The organism is Streptomyces stelliscabiei (assembly GCF_014873495.1).
In the GTDB taxonomy this organism is placed as follows: Bacteria; Actinomycetota; Actinomycetes; order Streptomycetales; family Streptomycetaceae; genus Streptomyces; species Streptomyces bottropensis.
Genome location: NZ_JADBGF010000001.1, coordinates 8,671,504 through 8,687,145 on the forward strand (window position 1 = coordinate 8,671,504; position 15,642 = coordinate 8,687,145).

Annotated in this window: 13 protein-coding genes and 1 pseudogene; 2 read left to right on the forward strand and 12 right to left on the reverse strand. The window is 67.4% G+C overall.

Translation table 11 applies throughout. The features are described from left to right. Window positions 1–27: 27 nt before the first annotated feature. The 3 genes from H4687_RS38140 to H4687_RS38150 form a co-directional block, all read right to left on the reverse strand. The gene (locus H4687_RS38140; RefSeq protein WP_012999364.1) at window positions 28–615 is read right to left on the reverse strand and encodes a TetR/AcrR family transcriptional regulator; all 588 of its coding nucleotides are present in this window, start codon (window positions 613–615) and stop codon (window positions 28–30) included. 142 nt (window positions 616–757) lie between these two features. Beyond that, window positions 758–1,243, reverse strand: coding sequence for an SRPBCC family protein (locus H4687_RS38145; protein ID WP_012999363.1), 486 nt, complete (start codon window positions 1,241–1,243; stop codon window positions 758–760). Window positions 1,244–1,278: 35 nt separating this feature from the next. Further along, a complete protein-coding gene (locus H4687_RS38150; RefSeq protein WP_046773703.1) occupies window positions 1,279–2,688 on the reverse strand; it encodes a flavin monoamine oxidase family protein in 1,410 nt (469 codons plus the stop codon). A 357-nt stretch (window positions 2,689–3,045) separates the two neighbouring features. Here H4687_RS38150 and H4687_RS48235 point away from each other — a divergent pair, with 357 nt between their 5' ends. Continuing rightward, window positions 3,046–3,495, forward strand: coding sequence for a hypothetical protein (locus H4687_RS48235; RefSeq protein WP_012999361.1), 450 nt, complete (start codon window positions 3,046–3,048; stop codon window positions 3,493–3,495). After that, window positions 3,422–5,245, forward strand: a complete 1,824-nt coding sequence (locus H4687_RS38155) for an MMPL family transporter (protein WP_318787723.1) — start codon at window positions 3,422–3,424, stop codon at window positions 5,243–5,245. The genes H4687_RS48235 and H4687_RS38155 overlap by 74 nt, the downstream gene beginning before the upstream one ends. A gap of 108 nt (window positions 5,246–5,353) precedes the next feature. Here the strand turns inward: H4687_RS38155 and H4687_RS38160 are convergent, their stop codons facing one another. The 9 genes and pseudogenes from H4687_RS38160 to H4687_RS38200 form a co-directional block, all read right to left on the reverse strand. Beyond that, on the reverse strand, window positions 5,354–5,935 hold the full coding sequence (locus tag H4687_RS38160) for a nitroreductase family deazaflavin-dependent oxidoreductase (RefSeq protein ID WP_078580299.1): 582 nt from the start codon (window positions 5,933–5,935) through the stop codon (window positions 5,354–5,356). A gap of 183 nt (window positions 5,936–6,118) precedes the next feature. Beyond that, a pseudogene (locus H4687_RS38165) lies at window positions 6,119–6,541 on the reverse strand (aldehyde dehydrogenase family protein); the annotation flags it as partial. A gap of 587 nt (window positions 6,542–7,128) precedes the next feature. After that, window positions 7,129–8,046: an SDR family oxidoreductase gene (locus H4687_RS38170; protein WP_041670423.1), complete on the reverse strand. Its 918-nt coding sequence runs from the start codon at window positions 8,044–8,046 to the stop codon at window positions 7,129–7,131. 492 nt (window positions 8,047–8,538) lie between these two features. Then, entirely contained in the window at window positions 8,539–10,002 is a 1,464-nt protein-coding gene (locus H4687_RS38175; protein ID WP_046913746.1) for an aldehyde dehydrogenase family protein, read from the reverse strand. Window positions 10,003–10,180: 178 nt separating this feature from the next. After that, complete coding sequence (locus H4687_RS38180; RefSeq protein WP_012999356.1) at window positions 10,181–11,311, reverse strand: hypothetical protein; 1,131 nt, start codon at window positions 11,309–11,311, stop codon at window positions 10,181–10,183. A gap of 148 nt (window positions 11,312–11,459) precedes the next feature. Further along, a complete protein-coding gene (locus H4687_RS38185; protein WP_106437238.1) occupies window positions 11,460–12,245 on the reverse strand; it encodes a helix-turn-helix domain-containing protein in 786 nt (261 codons plus the stop codon). A gap of 7 nt (window positions 12,246–12,252) precedes the next feature. Beyond that, entirely contained in the window at window positions 12,253–13,065 is an 813-nt protein-coding gene (locus H4687_RS38190) for a hypothetical protein (protein WP_012999354.1), read from the reverse strand. Further along, window positions 13,065–14,309, reverse strand: coding sequence for an acyl-CoA dehydrogenase family protein (locus H4687_RS38195; RefSeq protein ID WP_041668939.1), 1,245 nt, complete (start codon window positions 14,307–14,309; stop codon window positions 13,065–13,067). Before H4687_RS38195 ends, H4687_RS38190 begins: the two co-directional genes overlap by 1 nt. 187 nt (window positions 14,310–14,496) lie before the next feature. Then, complete coding sequence (locus tag H4687_RS38200) at window positions 14,497–15,606, reverse strand: LLM class flavin-dependent oxidoreductase (RefSeq protein ID WP_041668938.1); 1,110 nt, start codon at window positions 15,604–15,606, stop codon at window positions 14,497–14,499. Window positions 15,607–15,642 lie beyond the last annotated feature (36 nt).

A 15,642-nucleotide genomic window follows, 5' to 3' on the forward strand; every position in this document is an offset into this window, starting at 1 on the left:
TGTCCTGGTCCGGACGACCGGGTGACCTCAGGCCATGGCCAGGACGGCCGAGACCAAGGACCGCAGGCAGGCGCTCTCGGCTTCCTCGTCCGGCAGGGAGAGGTGCTGCATCGTCAGTCCGTCGAAGCCGGCCAGGAAGAACCTCGCGATCGTCTCAGCGGGCTGGCCGAGCCGGTGACCGGTGCGTTCGGCGGCCTGCTCGACCAGCTTCGTCGTCACCGCCAGGACCTCGCTGTAGTGGTTCTGAAGGGCTTCCTTCAGGTGTGGCGTACGCAGGGCGAACATGCTCAGCTCGGTGAGCAGCTGGTGCGAGGCCGGCTGTTCGAGCACGGTACGCCAGAGTGCTTCGGCGAGCGTGACGACGGTTTCCTCGAAGCTCGCGTCCGTGGGCGCGGCCTGTGTCACCTGGTCGACGAGGTCGTGCGTGAGCTGTTCCATGACGGCCCGGTACAGCTCCTCCTTCGTGCCGAAGGTGTAGTGCACGGTCGCCTGCGCCACGCCGAGCTCGGCGGCGATGGCGCGGGTGCTGCCGGCGGCGACGCCCTCCCTGGCCATGAGGCCGATGGTCGCCTTGATCAGTTGCGGGCGGCGCTCCGCCGCGGATACATGAGCCATGACGTGATCCTATTCGACTCAGTCTGTCGAACAGGTCGCTCGACAAATCAGCGGTACATGATGACGGCCGCTCCTGGGCCCACGGCCGGTCGGACGGCCCGCCCGTCCGACCGGCCGCCGGCCCAGGAGTATTCGCCGCCTGTCAGAGAGCGGTCCTCGACGCCTCGGAACGCAGCAGGGTGTTGAGGTTGGCCATGGAGGTGCGCATGCCGGCGCGCATCGCGGGCTGCTGTATGGAGTCGAGGAGCAGGCCCAGCGGGCCGAGGCCGATGGTGTACTCGACCTGGTAGAGCATCTCCGTCGCCTCCCGGCCGTCGGCGCTCTGGACCGGGCGGAACTCGAAGGTGTTGGTGACGTCCTGGAGTGGGGTGAATCCGGTGCCCGTGTCGACGCGGCGCTTGAAGGGCTCGATCTCCCTGACGGTCCAGACCGAGTCGGTCTTGAGCGGGCCGAGGGTGCGGTTGCGCTCGGAGTAGGTCTTGCCGATGGTGGCGACGCCGTGGTGGTCGGTGACCTCGATGGCTCCGGCGACCCACTCGGCGTACCGGTCGGTGCGGGCGATGACGTCCCAGACCCGCCCGAGGGGGGCATCGATGACGGCGGTCTCGGTGACGACGAAACGGTTCATGACAGGGTTCCCTTGCTTGTCGGTACTTCTTGCGCTCAGTTCTGGTGGAGGAGGAGTTCGGTGGCGGTGTGGCGGCCGGAGCGGACCGCGCCGTCCATGTAGCCGTTCCAGTAGGGGGAGAACTCGGCGCCCGCCCAGTGCACGCGGCCGTGGGGGCGGCCCATCCACTGGCCGAAGTCGGTGAGCACGCCGGGGGCGGCGACGGAGGTGGGGCCGCCCTGGGTCCACTGCTCGGCGGTCCAGTCCTGCTCGACGTAGTCGACGGTGTCGAAGGCACGGTCCCCGACGACCTGGGCGAAGCAGCGCAGGACGGCGCCTCGGCGCTCGGCGGCCGGACGGTGGGCCCACTTGCGCCATTCCCGGCCGCCGAGGAAGCCCATCAGGACGCCCGGTCCGCCGTCGGGCGGGGTGTTGTCGAACATCTCACGGATGGGGGATCCGCCGCGCAGCAGGCCCATGCCTGACAGCCCGTCCTCGCGCCAGAACGGCTTGTCGTAGACGGCGACACACTTCATGAGGGTGCCGAACGGCAGCCGCTGGAAGAGCTGGTCCTGCTGGGCCGGCAGCAGCGGGTCCCACACGATCCGCGAGGCCACCAGCGGCGGTACGGCGACGATCACTCGGTCGGCCCGCCACTCACCGGCGTCGGAGACCACGGTGACACCGGTGGAGTCCTGGCTGACGCGCCGCACCGGCGCCGACAGGTGGACGCGGCCGTCGAGTTCTTCGGCGAGGCGCTGGGTGACGAGCTGTGAGCCGCCGACGAAGCGGCTGTCCTGGGCGCCTCCGGTGGTACCGGTGCCGCGCTCCATGGTGCCGGGGTTTGCCTCGTTGCCGAACGTCGAGACGTACCAGAGGCTGAACAGGGCGGAGGCGTCGCGGGCCTCGCCGCCGTAAGCGGAGTTCAGGAACAGGTTGATCATGTCGACGGCGTCGCCGGTGATCTCGGCCTTGCGCAGCCAGGTCTCATAGGTCAGGCCGTCCAGTTCACGGGCGTTCGGGGCCTTCCAGGGGGCAGCCGGGTCCACCTTGGCCGCGGCCTGGCCGATGCGGGCCAGGGCGATACCCATGTCCGGCAGCGCGAACAGGTCCGGAGGGGTGTGCCCCGTGAACCGCTTGGCCTTGCCGTCGTGCACGTAGACGGTCTCGCCGGGGACGGCGGCCTGGTAGGTGGCCACGCCGACCTCCTTGGCCAGCGCCAGGATGTGGTCCTGGGTGGGGCCGACGAACTGCCCGCCGATCTCGGTCACTTGACCGTCGCCGAGGTGGTGGTTGAGCAGCCGGCCGCCGACCCGGTCACGGGCCTCCAGCACAGCCACTGACTTGCCCGCCGCGACGACTTCCCGCGCCGCCGTCAGACCGGCCAGGCCCGCACCGATCACCACCACATCCGCCTTGCGGGCGTGGTGCGCCGTGGCGATGTCCTTGATCTGCGTGCTGCTCATGATCACTCCTTGTCCTGGGGTGGTCCCGGCGCTGCGGACGTGCTCCGCGGGGAGAACGGTGCAGGCCCATGACCTGGCTCTTCCCGGGGGCGGCGTGCTCCGGTGGCCATCACCATACACACGACATGGTCGGCTGACAATGTCGTGTGTTCAAGTTGAATGATTTGGTCGTATGATTTGATCGAACGACTTGAGCAAGTGATAAAGTCGATCGTCGAAGCGTGCCAGATGCCACCCACGGCACCGGCATGCCTCATGCCCGTGACCGCGCGACGGCACGGGCCCACCCGCTCCACCGTTCGTCCCGCGCCGCAAGGCGACGTCCGGGAAATTCCTTACGGACCTTGGGAGTTCGCCATGGCAGTCCTGCTCCATCGCCTGGGCCGCAGCGTCTACCGCCATCGCAAGCTGGTGCTCGGTATCTGGCTCGTGGCCCTGGCCGCGCTCATCACGTGCGCCGGAGTCTTCGGCGGCAAGCTCGACGACCGCTTCACCGTGCCGGGCACCGAGTCGCAGCGCGCGCTGGACACGCTCGGCAAGACGCTGCCCGAAGCCTCCGGAGCGGGCGCCCAGATCGTCTTCACCGCACCCGAGGGCCACCACATCACCGAGGCCCGCTACACCGCGGCCATAGCCACAACCGAGGCGGCGGCCACGAAGGCACCTCAGGTCAAAGCCGTCATGGGCCCCGAGCCAGTCCGGGGCCATCTCTGCCGACCGGAGCACAGCGATCGTGCAGGTGCAGTACTCCGTACAGCGGGCCGAGGTGTGCCCTTCGTCCCTGGACGTGATCGAACGGGCGGCTGAGAAGGCCGAGAAGAGCGGGCTCAAGACCTCGGTCGGCGGCAGCGCCTACGGCAGCAACGGCGTGCACATAGGCCCGTCCGAGATCATCGGCGTCGCCGTCGCTGTGCTCGTCCTCGTCGTCACCGTCGGCTCCCTGCTCGCCGCGGGCATGTCACTGCTGCCCGCCCTGCTCGGCGTGGCCGTGGGACTTGCCGGGCTGCTCGCCCTCACCCCGGCGTTCAGTATCTCCTCCACCGCCATCACGCTCGCGCTGATGCTGGGGCTGGCCGTGGGCATCGACTACAGCCTGTTCATCCTGACCCGCCACCGTCAGCAACTTGCCCGCGGAACCGACCCGCAGGAGTCCATCGCACTGGCCAACGGCACCGCCGGCAGCGCGGTCGTCTTCGCCGGCAGCACCGTGATCATCGCTCTGGCCGCACTCAGCGTCATCGGTATCCCGTTCCTGACCGTGATGGGCCTCGGTGCCGCCGGAGCCGTCCTTGTCGCGGTCCTGGCCGCGATCACCCTGCTCCCGGCCCTCGCCGGATTCGCCGGCACGCGGCTGACCCCGAAGCCCGGCAGCAAGGAGGCCCAGCGGGCCACCGACCCCGACGGATCCGCCGGCCGGACGACCCTGGGCGCTCGCTGGGTGAAGACCGTCGTCGCCAAGCCCCTGCTCACCGTCCTCGCCGGCGCCGGCATCCTCGTCGCACTGGCGCTCCCCGCGACGGACCTGCGCCTCGCTCTCCCAGACAACGGCTCGGCCCCGGTCACTTCCACCGAACGCAAGGCGTACGACACGGTCAACGACAAGTTCGGCCCCGGCTTCAACGGCCCACTTCTGGTGCTGACCGAGACCGACAAGGGCGCGGGCGCGCACGCGGGCGCTCAAGCCGCGCAGAAGCTCCGGAACCTCAAGGGGGTCAAGACAGTCCTGTCCCCCACGCCCACACACGACCCCGCGCAGACCGTCATCCAGGTCATCCCGAAGACCGGCCCCGACAGCACCCGCACCGGCCAGCTCGTCCGCGACATCCGCGCCGCCGCCCTGGACATCCGCGAGACAACCGGAGCGATGATCGCGGTCACTGGCACCACCGCCGTCAACATCGACGTCTCCAACCGCCTCAGCGACTCCCTGCTGCCGTTCATCGCGATCGTCGTCGGCCTGAGCCTGATCCTGCTGACCATGGTGTTCCGCTCGCTGGTCGTCCCGCTCAAGGCCACCGTCGGATTCCTGCTGTCGGTGGCGGCCTCGCTCGGCCTGGTCGGCGCCCTGTTCCAGTGGGGCTGGCTGGCAGACACCCTCGGCCTCGCCCACACCGGTCCCGTCGTCAGCTTCCTGCCGATCATCCTGACCGGCGTACTCTTCGGACTCGCCATGGACTACGAGGTGTTCCTCGTCTCCGGGATGCGCGAGGAATGGGTCCACACCGGCATGGCCCGCAGGTCGGTGACCGACGGCGCGCGGCACAGCGTCCGAGTTGTCACCGCGGCCGCCCTGATCATGTTCACCGTGTTCGCCGGCTTCTTCCCGCTCGACGACGCCCTGATCAAGCCCATCGCCTTCGCCCTCGCCGTCGGCGTCGCCATCGACGCCTTCGCCGTCCGCCTGACCCTCGTCCCGGCAGTCCTCACCCTCGCCGGACGCCACGCCTGGTGGCTCCCCGCCTGGCTCGGTCGCGCCCTGCCCGACCTCGACGTAGAAGGCACACGCCTCCAGACGACCCCGCAGACGCAGCACATGGAGCCCGAGCCGGCCCGCTGAACCGCCTGCGCCCCCAGCGGACTCGCCGCCGAAAGGAGCCCTGCCCCGGAAGAACCACGGGGCAGGGCCTCGCCTTTGCTGGGGGTGCCGTCTCCCAAGGCGCCCCGATCATGGGGACACAACCAGGCTGGCTGGAACACCGCCTCCACCATGGCGAGCAGCACGGGGCGCTCCCTCACCGAGAGACGGGATGGGGTGCCTGACAGCGGTGTCGAGCCGCACGAAGGGGATGGCTCGGCCGGCGTCGCGGTACGCCGCCTCGCCGCCGTCGACGGGCAGCCCCAGGTACGCGCACAGACGGTGGGCGGTGCGGGGATGCCTACGGGCATAGTCGGCCATGATGTCGGCGCCCTCGTCGGGCGTGAGGAAATGGGCCGTGACGGCGTGCGGCCGGTTGCCGAACTGGGTGAGGGTCTTTGGTTGTTCAAGCAGGTTCTGGTACCAGTCGGCCTTCGGTCCGAATCCAGAGGCGATGATCCAGCTCGCGTTCGCCGGATCGTAGGACACCACTTCCGGGACCACCATGCGGCCGAGGCCGCTGATCCGGCCTACGTGATGCAGCAGAAGCAGTCGTTTGCCGAAGAGGAAGCCGAGCCCGATGCGGAAGAGCAGGATCGGCAGCCGTGCGGCTAGGCGCCGCCAGCCGGTGGGAAGCGGGGGACGGCGGGCTGTGGTGTCTCTGTGGGGCATGGAGCTTCCGCGGGTCGGGGATGTCGGTTCTCGGCCTCGATCGGGTCCAACACCGGGTGCGAGCACCGCCTCGCGCACGCCACTTTTGCATGGTCTAAAGGTGGGGGAAGGGGCGCCTGCAGAGCCTGGAGGCGGCTCTCGAGGGCCGCGACATCGCTGGAGTGCGTCATGACCGACAAGAATCATCACGTGCTTGATGCGGGTGTAGTCGTCGAAGCCGTAGCCGGACAGGTCCTTGCCGTAGCCGGAGGCTCCGAACCCGCCGTGCGGCATCTCGGAGACGAACGGAAGGTGGGCGTTGGTCCACACGCACCCGAAGTCCAGGTCGCGGCTGAGGCGGTCGGCGGTGCCGTGGTCCCTCATCCAAACGCCGGCGGCGAGGCTGCAGGGCGCTCCGTTCGCCATCGCGACCGCCTCAGCCTCGTGCTGGAACGACTGGACGGTCAGGACGGGACCGAAAACCTCCTCCTGGACGATGCGATCGGACTGTCGCGCACCGGTGATCACGGTCGGGGCGAAGAAGAAGCCCCGCGTGCCGACCTGGGTTCCGCCCATCCGCACCTCGGCGTGGGATGGCAGGGTGTCGATGCACGACGCCACCTTGGCGAAGTGCCGGGCGGCGGCGCCGCGGAGGCCAACGGCGGTCGGCTGGAGCACGACACCCGACCCAGCCGGGGCTGCACCGTTCGTCTGCTGCTGCCGAACGGGTTCGTTGCCGTACTCATGGAGGGCGAGCACCTGTCGAGACCGAAGGAGTTCCACCGGTGAAGCTCAGCACCGTACGACTGGGACGAAATGCCACGGCCGCCGCGCGTCTTCAGAAGACGCACTGCGTGCTGCTGCCCTCCCCTGACGTCGGGCGCTGATAGCGTCCGGCGACGACTGGCGGGAGCGGTTCGGTGCTGACACCGGTTCCTGTGCGCCGCGGGCGGTGCGGCATCCCGGCCGGTCGGCGGCGATGGGCATGTTGGGCTGGTTCCTGTGAGCGAGCGCAAGCCCTACAAGACCGACGTGAGCGACGAGCAGTGGGCGCTGGTGGAGCCTGTGATCGTCGCGTGGAAGGCCGCGCACCCCTCGGTCAGTGGCTGTCAGGGCCGTTACGCGATGCGGGAGATCGTCAACGCGCTGCTCTACCCGGCCGGACCGGTTGCCGCGTGGCTGGGAGGTCAGTCGACCGCGTCAGTGGAGGCGCCTCATTCCGCCATGTCCGAGCTGTCGGGGCCGTTCATCCGGTCGATCGCGGCTCTGGCGGAATTCGTGCGCTCGCGGATCATGGCCTGGAATTCGAAGCGATCGGCGCCGATCTCCTGCCTGACAGGAAAGGCGGCCAGCAGTTCTTCGCAATTTTCAGCCACCTCTCCGCGAAACTCGCTGTGGCTCAGAATATGGCCCTTGTTCCTGAGGATGGCGTCCACCACCATCTCGCCCACCTCCCGTGGGTCCATCCCGGCATCCCCTGTCGGCCCGTGGGCGCCGACAGGGGATGCCGCCTGTCCGGTGCCGAACCGCGCCTGGCGGTTCTCCTCGGCCAGCAGCATGCGGGAGCGGGTGAGCCCCGGATAGAGCGTCGACACCCCGATGCCGTGGGGCGCGAGCGAGAGGCGCAACGAGTCCCCCAACCCACGGACCGCGTATTTGGACGCGGCGTAGATAAAATTGTCCACCGAGGGAAGCAGGCCTGCCATCGAGGATGTCGAAACGATATGCCCGCCCTCGTTCTGGCGCAGCATGTGCGGCAGAAAGCTCATGATGCCGTTGACCACACCGCCCAGGTTCACCCCGAGCACCCAGTCCCAGTCCTCGTAGCGCATCTCCTCGACGGTGGGTGCGGTGCCGACGCCGGCATTGTTGACGAGGATGTGTACGGCGCCGAAGCGCTGGACGACCCGATCCGCCGCGTCGGCCATCGCCGTGCGATCAATGACGTCAACCTCCAAGAATTCGGTGGACGGCCCGTCGCCGAGGACAGAGCGAGCCTCATCGAGGTGATCGGAGCGCAAATCCGCTACGGCGACGCGGACGCCATGAGCGAGGAGGGCCTGAACGATCCCCAAACCAATCCCACTCGCACCACCGGTCACAAACGCCACTTTGTCCGTCAGATCTCTCATGTCATCCTTCTTGTCGCCATGGCGTTGGAAGCAGCGCCAACTCTTGATCTCGATTGACGCCGGATGGGGGACGGGGGTGCTCGGCGTGCCCCCGCCGGGCTCCACCGCAGTGCTCTGCACCCAGCGGACCAGCCGCACGCGATCGCACAACCGGCCGGGGTGTCACAGCCCGCGGGTCGGGCTCATGGGCCGACGTACGGTGGCATGGTTTCGGAACACGTACCTCTGCGCGCACGAAATCAGCCGCCGCAGTCAGCCACCGCGTCGGGATCTCGCAGGTCAGCGACCTGTTGACATCAACTGCCCGGGACATCACGCATCGGGCCCCTACGCGGCACACACTGCCCGTCAAGGCACAAGACCATGGCCGCATGAGCAGGAAGCAGCGGCCTTCCGGCCGAGCCCGCGGCAGTCCCTCCTGGACGGACACCGCGGGCGCAGGATGTCCCTTGCACCTCATCGAGCCGGCGCGCCGGCTCAGTGGCGGCTGCGTCAGAACGGATAGCTGGGGATGTCACCGCGGACGGTGACCCACTGCTGTTCCGTGAACGCCTCCAAGTTCGCGGTGGCGCCACCGTGCCGGGATCCGTTGCCGGAGTCGCCACGGCCGCCGAATGGAACCGTCGCCTCGTCGTTGACGGTCTGGTCGTTGATATGCACGAGCCCAGTGGGGATGCGCTCCGCTAGCGCCAGGCCCTTGGCGACGTCCCGAGTGAGGATGCCCAAGGACAGCCCGTACTCCGTATCGGTGGCGAGCTTGGCCGCCTCGTCCAGGTCGTGGAACCGCACCACGGGAGCGACCGGGCCGAATATCTCCTCCGCGTAGGCGCGGGCGTTGAGCGGCACGTCTGCCAGGACGGTGGGCCGGTACATCAGCCCCTCGTAGGTCCCTCCGGTCACGAGCCGCGCGCCCACCGCGACAGAGTCCGTGACGACGGCATGTGCCGCCTCGAGCTGTCGCTGGTCGATCATCGGTCCCACAGCGACGTCGCCGCCGGCCGGGTCGCCCACCATCGCGGCCTGCGCACGCTGTGCAAGGAGCTCGACGTACTCGTCGGCGACCCCGGCGTGAACCAGATGTCGGCTGGAGGCCATACAGATCTGGCCGGCGTGGTGGAAGGAGCCGAACGCGCCGGCGGACGCGGCCCTTTCCAGGTCGACGTCGTCGAGAACGATCAACGCGGAGTTGCCTCCGAGCTCCAGGTGCGTCCGCTTGAGCCGCTTCGCCGCCGCAGCGGCGATGGCCTTGCCGGCGCGGGTGGACCCCGTGAATGCGATGACCGGCACCTGCGGGTGGTCCACCAGCGCTGCGCCCACATCGGCGCCACCGGGCAGCACGTGCAGGAGTCCGTCAGGCAGGCCCGCTTCCTCGAAGACACGAGCGATCGCCACGCCACCGCAGATCGCCGTGCGCGGGTCCGGCTTCAGCACAACTGCGTTTCCCAGGGCCAACGCCGGCGCCACGGCACGCATGGCGAGCACCATGGGAGCGTTGAACGGGGCGATGACGCCGACAACGCCGACCGGGAAGCGGCGCGAGATGGACAATCGCTCGTCGATGGAACGGAGGACTTCGCCGTACGGCGCCGCAGCCAGGGCAGCTGCCTCGTAGCACTCCTCGGCTCCACCGTTCGAAGACTGGAACTCCGCGAACGGCCGCAGTGCTCCCGACTCCCGCACGATCCAGTCCGCGATCTCCGCCTGGTTCTCCTCGAAGGCTCGGGCCGCGCGCCGCAGTACCTGCGCCCTCTCGACGTACGGCAGCGCCGCCCAACTCCGCTGAGCCTGCGTCGCCCGCTCCACTGCTCGCGCGAGGTCGTCCGGTGTCGCCGCGCCCACCCGGCCCAACGTGTCCCCCGTGGCGGGCTCACAGGAGTCGTACCAATCACCCGAACCCTTGATCCAGCCTCCGGAGAAGATCCTCTCCGTCCATTCCATGGAGTCGAGCAGTGCCATGATGTCTTCCTCACTTCCCTTGTTCGGTTGGTCGTAACTGGTGCCACGCCCGCAGGTACTCCTATGAAGGGGCGCGTTCCTCATGGGCTTCGAGGAGATCGGCATAGACGGCTTCAGCCGCGCCCATCCCTCACTCGGTAGCTGTCGCACCTGGCTCGGCCACGCATGCCCGGACGCGTCATGGTCGATTCAGCCACTGCCGCCCGCGAAGGCGCCGGCCAGCTGATGCGCCCGTCAGAAGTGGTGGGACATCCACACCACCTCGTGCTGTCGGCGACGGTTCACGGACCGGAGGCTGAGTCCCAGCCCTTACCGGCGCCGAAGTTGAGCGGGATGAACACCGGCGCTTCGATCTCGTGAATCCGACCCGAGTGGATCTTGAATATCTCCAGCCACTGCGTGCTGAACGGCGACGGGTCGTCAGCCGGTCAACGCCCGGATAACCCGTGAGCGGGGCGCACCGGACGTCGCCGTTCTGCATGAACGGCGGAAACGCCGCTACGAGTTCCTTGACCTCGTCGATCACGATCGGCCGCCGCGGCCACACCTTCCACAGATCGGCGAAGAGGCCCGAATCGATCTGTTCGGCAGCACTGCGCACGCTCATGCCGTTCATGAGGATCTGCATCCGCTCCCGCTCGTCTGCGGGCGTGTTCTGCGGAAGCAGCAGTTGAGGCGGCGTCGAGTTGCCGGTGGTCCGCAGACCCGTCTCATGTCGCACACAGTCGGCCGCGAACGGAGCGCGGCGGCTGTCCTCGCTCGTCAGTGCGTCGAAATAGGAGTCGGCGATCAATTGCAATTCGACGCGATCATTGGGCTGCTCGAGCGGCACATCCTGGAGGAGCGCATCAGGGGGTCGCTCAAGATTCGCCCACGCCGCCGGCTGGATCATGTCAGTGAGGAGATGCTCACCTTCGATGATCCGTCCCTTCAGCACCCTGAGGCGTATGCCGGCGAGATACGGGCGTCCGCGAACCTCCAGCAACCCGCCGACGACGATCTGCTCGGAGACCGCGTCAACGACGTCGACGCGGAAGCCTTCCGGCGCTTTGGTCAGCGCCCGCCACAAGACCCCTTCACCCATCGGAATGGCGATGGCGTTCTCGGTCATGCGCACCTGCGGATCGAGGGCCAGTTCTGCGGGCGAGTGACGGAGCAGGGCGTCAAAGTATCGGTCGGCGAGCGACTTCAGCCAGCTCCGCGCTTCATCGCTCTCGTGGCCCGGCGTCCGCGCATACGCCACTTCGGTCCCGCTGTCGGCGACGAAGCGGGGTACTGCCTCCGAGTCGATCGTGTGGACGTTCTTCATGACTTGTCCTCTCAACTCGCCTACGCAGCAAAGGCTGTCGAAGGGAGAAGCTCACAAACAGGCGTACGCCAGTTGCCACAGATCGCGCGGCCCCTCGCCGCTCTGCATGAACGGCGGCTGCAACGGCGGCTGCCTGGCCGGAGCCGGATCATTCGGGTGCCGCCTTGCGCGCCTGCAACGCGATCTCTTCTGCTGCGACCGCGAGCAGCGCAGCCGACTTTTCGATGGCTGCCGCGTTATCGGGTCCGCTGGCGAGGGCAACAGTCAGGCTGCCGGCGATGCCGTGCCCGTCCTGCTTCAGCGGAATCGAAACGTGGAGGACGCCCGGGTCGGGATCATCCACACCGACGGCGTAGCCGAGCCCGCGAACCGCCCGCATGCGCCGCTTGAAGACAAGCCAGTCGGCATCACCTGAGTCGACCCGCTGGTAGATCGACCGAACGATCCGCACCTCAAGGAAGGAGAGGAGGGCCAGCCCGGGAGCTCCCCGGAACAGCGGGGCCAGACGCCCCCTGGCGAACGCGCCCTCCGGGAACGGCTCGGCGCCGATCCGATGCTCGTGCGTCGTCATGACGGAATCGCGATAGATGCGACTCAAAAAGATCAGGCCCGGTTCAGCGTACTCCGCTGCCATCCTCACGACGGCAGGCTCCGCGGCGCGGATCAGTGGATCGGAGAGGCGCAGTTGCCGTTCGTAGTGGATGATGCCCGGCCCGAGCAGGTAGCGACCCGGCCTGATGCTGAAGATCAGTCCAACCGCCGCCAGGCTCCGAAAATACCTGTAGACGGTGCTCTCGGACTGGCCCATCGCGACGCACGCTTGCTCTACCGTCCACTCCGGCCGCTCAGGGGTGAACAAGTCCATCACTGACAGCATCCGGTCCGAACTTGTCCCGCTTCGATGCGTTTCGTCAGCCACTGCCACTCTCTCCATCCTGCCGCTACCAACCCGAGGAGGCCTTCAATGGAAGGATCTCCCGGATCTCGTCGATGATCCGAATCTCACCATCCACCACCTTGAAGACTCCCAGCATGTACATGGCTCCAGCGTCAGGCCGCGGGTGGTCCGGGATGGGGTGAAAGTCGACCACCACAAAGCTCGCCGCCACGCCCAACTCTGTGTCGAGCACCGGAAATCGGCGCTCACGTGCGTGCGGGCGCGCCGCACGGGTGTCGTTGAGCGCGGACGCACAAGTGTGAACCTTGGCGTCGGGCGACAGAAGCGTACGCAATGTATTCGTCGTCTTGGCGCCGTTGTCGAACTTGTCGCACCGGTAGTTGAAGCGCGGAATCGTCCCGTCGCTCTGCTCCAATCCCTCCCAATATGAATTGGCCGCTGCGCGCAGTCCCTCTCGATCGACGCGGCGGTCGGCCGGAACTACTGCTGAATAAATGATGTCGGGCTTCAGAAGGCGGGCAGCGTCGGCGAAATGCCCTTGGGAATCGGAACTGACGATCGCTTCGGCTTCGAGAATCAGCTGTCCACGCACCTGAATACGTTGCGCGAAAGGCTGGGGCTGGCCGCCTTCGAATGTGACCACGCCCATGCAGACCGCCTGGCCGGTGAGCGGATCGGCGAAGCTGATGATCCCTCCGAATTGCGGCGCCCGACGCCACAGCCCGTGGCCGATCTCCACGAGTGCACCGTTCTCGGTGCTGCGGAAGTCAGTATGGAATCCGAGCGTCTCAGGTGCGCCACTGGACAGCGCGGACAGATAGGCGGCGAGAAGGCCGGTCAGATCATTTGAGTCCATCACGATATACCTACAGGGGAGTGACCGAAATGAACGCGACCATAGTTGATCGCAGCGCTGTCGGACTGATGCGCGAGATGGCCGCGCAGCACGCCGACATTGCGCCAGTACCGGCCCAGCAACGCATCCTTCCTCGCGGCCGAAGAGCCCACTGTCCGGAACATGATGTCGACTGCCTCGTGCGCGAGATGGACGCTTTGCAGCATGACCATCGCCAGGCGCCGGCTGTCGTCTTCCGAACATGGTTCGCCTGTCGTGAACGTTCGTTCCGCGATCTCCATGTAGTCGGCCGCGGTTTGTAGCAGCGCGGCTCGCGCCGTATCGACCAGGGCGCGGCAACGTCCGAAGTTGAATTGGTACTCGGCCAGATCGGCACGTGAGGCCCCGGCCGGGCCGGTCGCCTTCCGCGCCCGGAAGGTCTCCTCGTAGACATCGAGTGCGCCTTCTGCGGCACCGACGATCACTGCGACGGACTCGGTGATGATGAAGGGCCGAGCGGGGCCGTAGAAGAGCGAACTGTCGCGGTAGGCCTCGGCAGGGGGCATTGCCGCTGTCTGCGGGTACGGCTTGGTCCGGTGCGCCGGCACGAAGACCTCGTTCATCACGGCGCGGTGGGACCCCGTGCCCTGCATACCGATCACGTCCCAGTTCCGCACGATCTCGTAGTCGGCGCGTTCGAACAGCCCCATCCGCAAGGGCGAGTCACCCGGCCGAGGGTCGTCGACCTGGAATGTCAGCAGGATGTGCGTGGCGTGAGCGCACCCAGATGCGTAGTCCCACGCACCGCTCACCCGAAAGCCTCCCGGCACCGCCACACCGGTCCCCTGCGGGGCGGCCACCTCCGGCGCTCGGAAATCGCCGAGGGCGCCGTACGCCTCCCGCTGGGCATCGAGGGGGAAAGTAGCGAGCTGGTGCACGTGTCCCGACACGATGGAGAGCACCCAGGCGGTTTCCGGACAGCCGCGCGCCACCGCCGTGACAAGGCGGACGAAGGTCGGCAGGTCGAAGCCGTAGCCACCGAACAGACGCGGCTGGATCACACGGTAGAAGCCCGCCTCCACCATGTCCCGGTTGGTCTCCGCCAGGATGTTTCCCGCCGCCTCCGTCTCCGCCTGGCGGTCGCGAAGATGACCGAGCATCTCCTCGGCACGCAGGATCAGTGCCCCTGGGGACAGATCGGGCTCCGGAGGCGCGATCGAAATGAATGGTGCCGTGCGCTGCTGCGCGCGCATCGGAGCGGTCATGATGTGCCTCTCCTTGTTGAATGGCTGCGGCGAGTGGCCGCGGATCAGCAGCGAGTGCTGCGGTGTGGGCACACGGGGCCCGACAACGACTGGTTGTGGGCGATGGTCGGCTGTCGCGAGCGCTACCTGGCGACACGACGAGCCACGGTGTGACCGCGTCCCAGGCGGCCGACCATCACGCGAGCGATCAGGAGGTTTGAAGCTCGCGAGACAGGCCGTCGAGAGTGCCCTCGCAGGGCCAGCTCTTGACCTCCGGCAGGCACTTGTCGGCGAACAGACGCATGTTCCGCTTGGCTTCCTCGCGCGGCATGCCGCCGAAGTGGAAGTGCGGGAAGAATCCCTGCAGGTTCAGGTCCGCATTGATCCGCTCGAGCGCTTCGATCACCTCGGTCGGGTTCCCGGCCGGCATCACCTTTGCCGTGTTCTCGGCCATCTCCTCGATCTTCTCGGGCGAGATCCGCATCTTCGCGTAGAACTCGTTGCCCTTGGTCGTCCCGAAGCTCTCCTCGGCCATGCCGTAGTTCTTCACCGCGGCGCGGAAGTTCACCCGGTGGTACTTGATGGACATCTCCTTGGCGCGGTCGCTGCTCTCGTCGACGAAGATGGTGCCCGACAGCATCGGCGCGGGGGCCGAACGTCGCGCACTGTGCGTCTCCCCCCACACCTGGTGGTAGGTGTCGACGTCGACGCCGAGGTTGGCGCGTGGCTCCGGATTGATGATCAGGACGCCGATACCCAGCTCGGCAACGGTCCGAACCGATTCCGGCGAGCCTGCCGATCCGAATATGCGTCCCTCGAAACTTCTGAACGGCCGCGGACGCAGCTCGCGGCGAGGTTGCTTCGTGCGCTCGCCGCCTTCGATGACACCCGTTTCGAGCGCGGTGATGATCAGCTCGGCGTGCTCTCGATAGAGTTGACGGGTCTGGTTGATGTCGACCCGCAGGCCGTCGTACTCCATCTTCCCGAGACCACGGCCGAAGCCGAGCAACAGCCGACCCTCCGTGACGTTGTCGAGCCACAGCGCCTGCTCGGCGACGCGCACCGGGTCGTTCCACGGCAGCACCACGACCTGCGTTCCGAGCTTCACTTGCTTGGTCCTGCCCGCGAGATACGCGAGCGACTGCAACGGTGAGGGAGAGATGGAGTAGTTGGAGAAGTGATGCTCCGTCACCCAGATGGACTCGAAGCCAAGGCCCTCTGCCTCGACCGCCATGTCGAGGTCTTCCTTGAGGAACTGCCTGTCATCGACCTCGTTCCCGCTCTGGTGCTGAAAACCAGTCGCGATACCTACATGCATCCTTCGCTCCTTCTGATCGGCCTGCGCGAGCACACT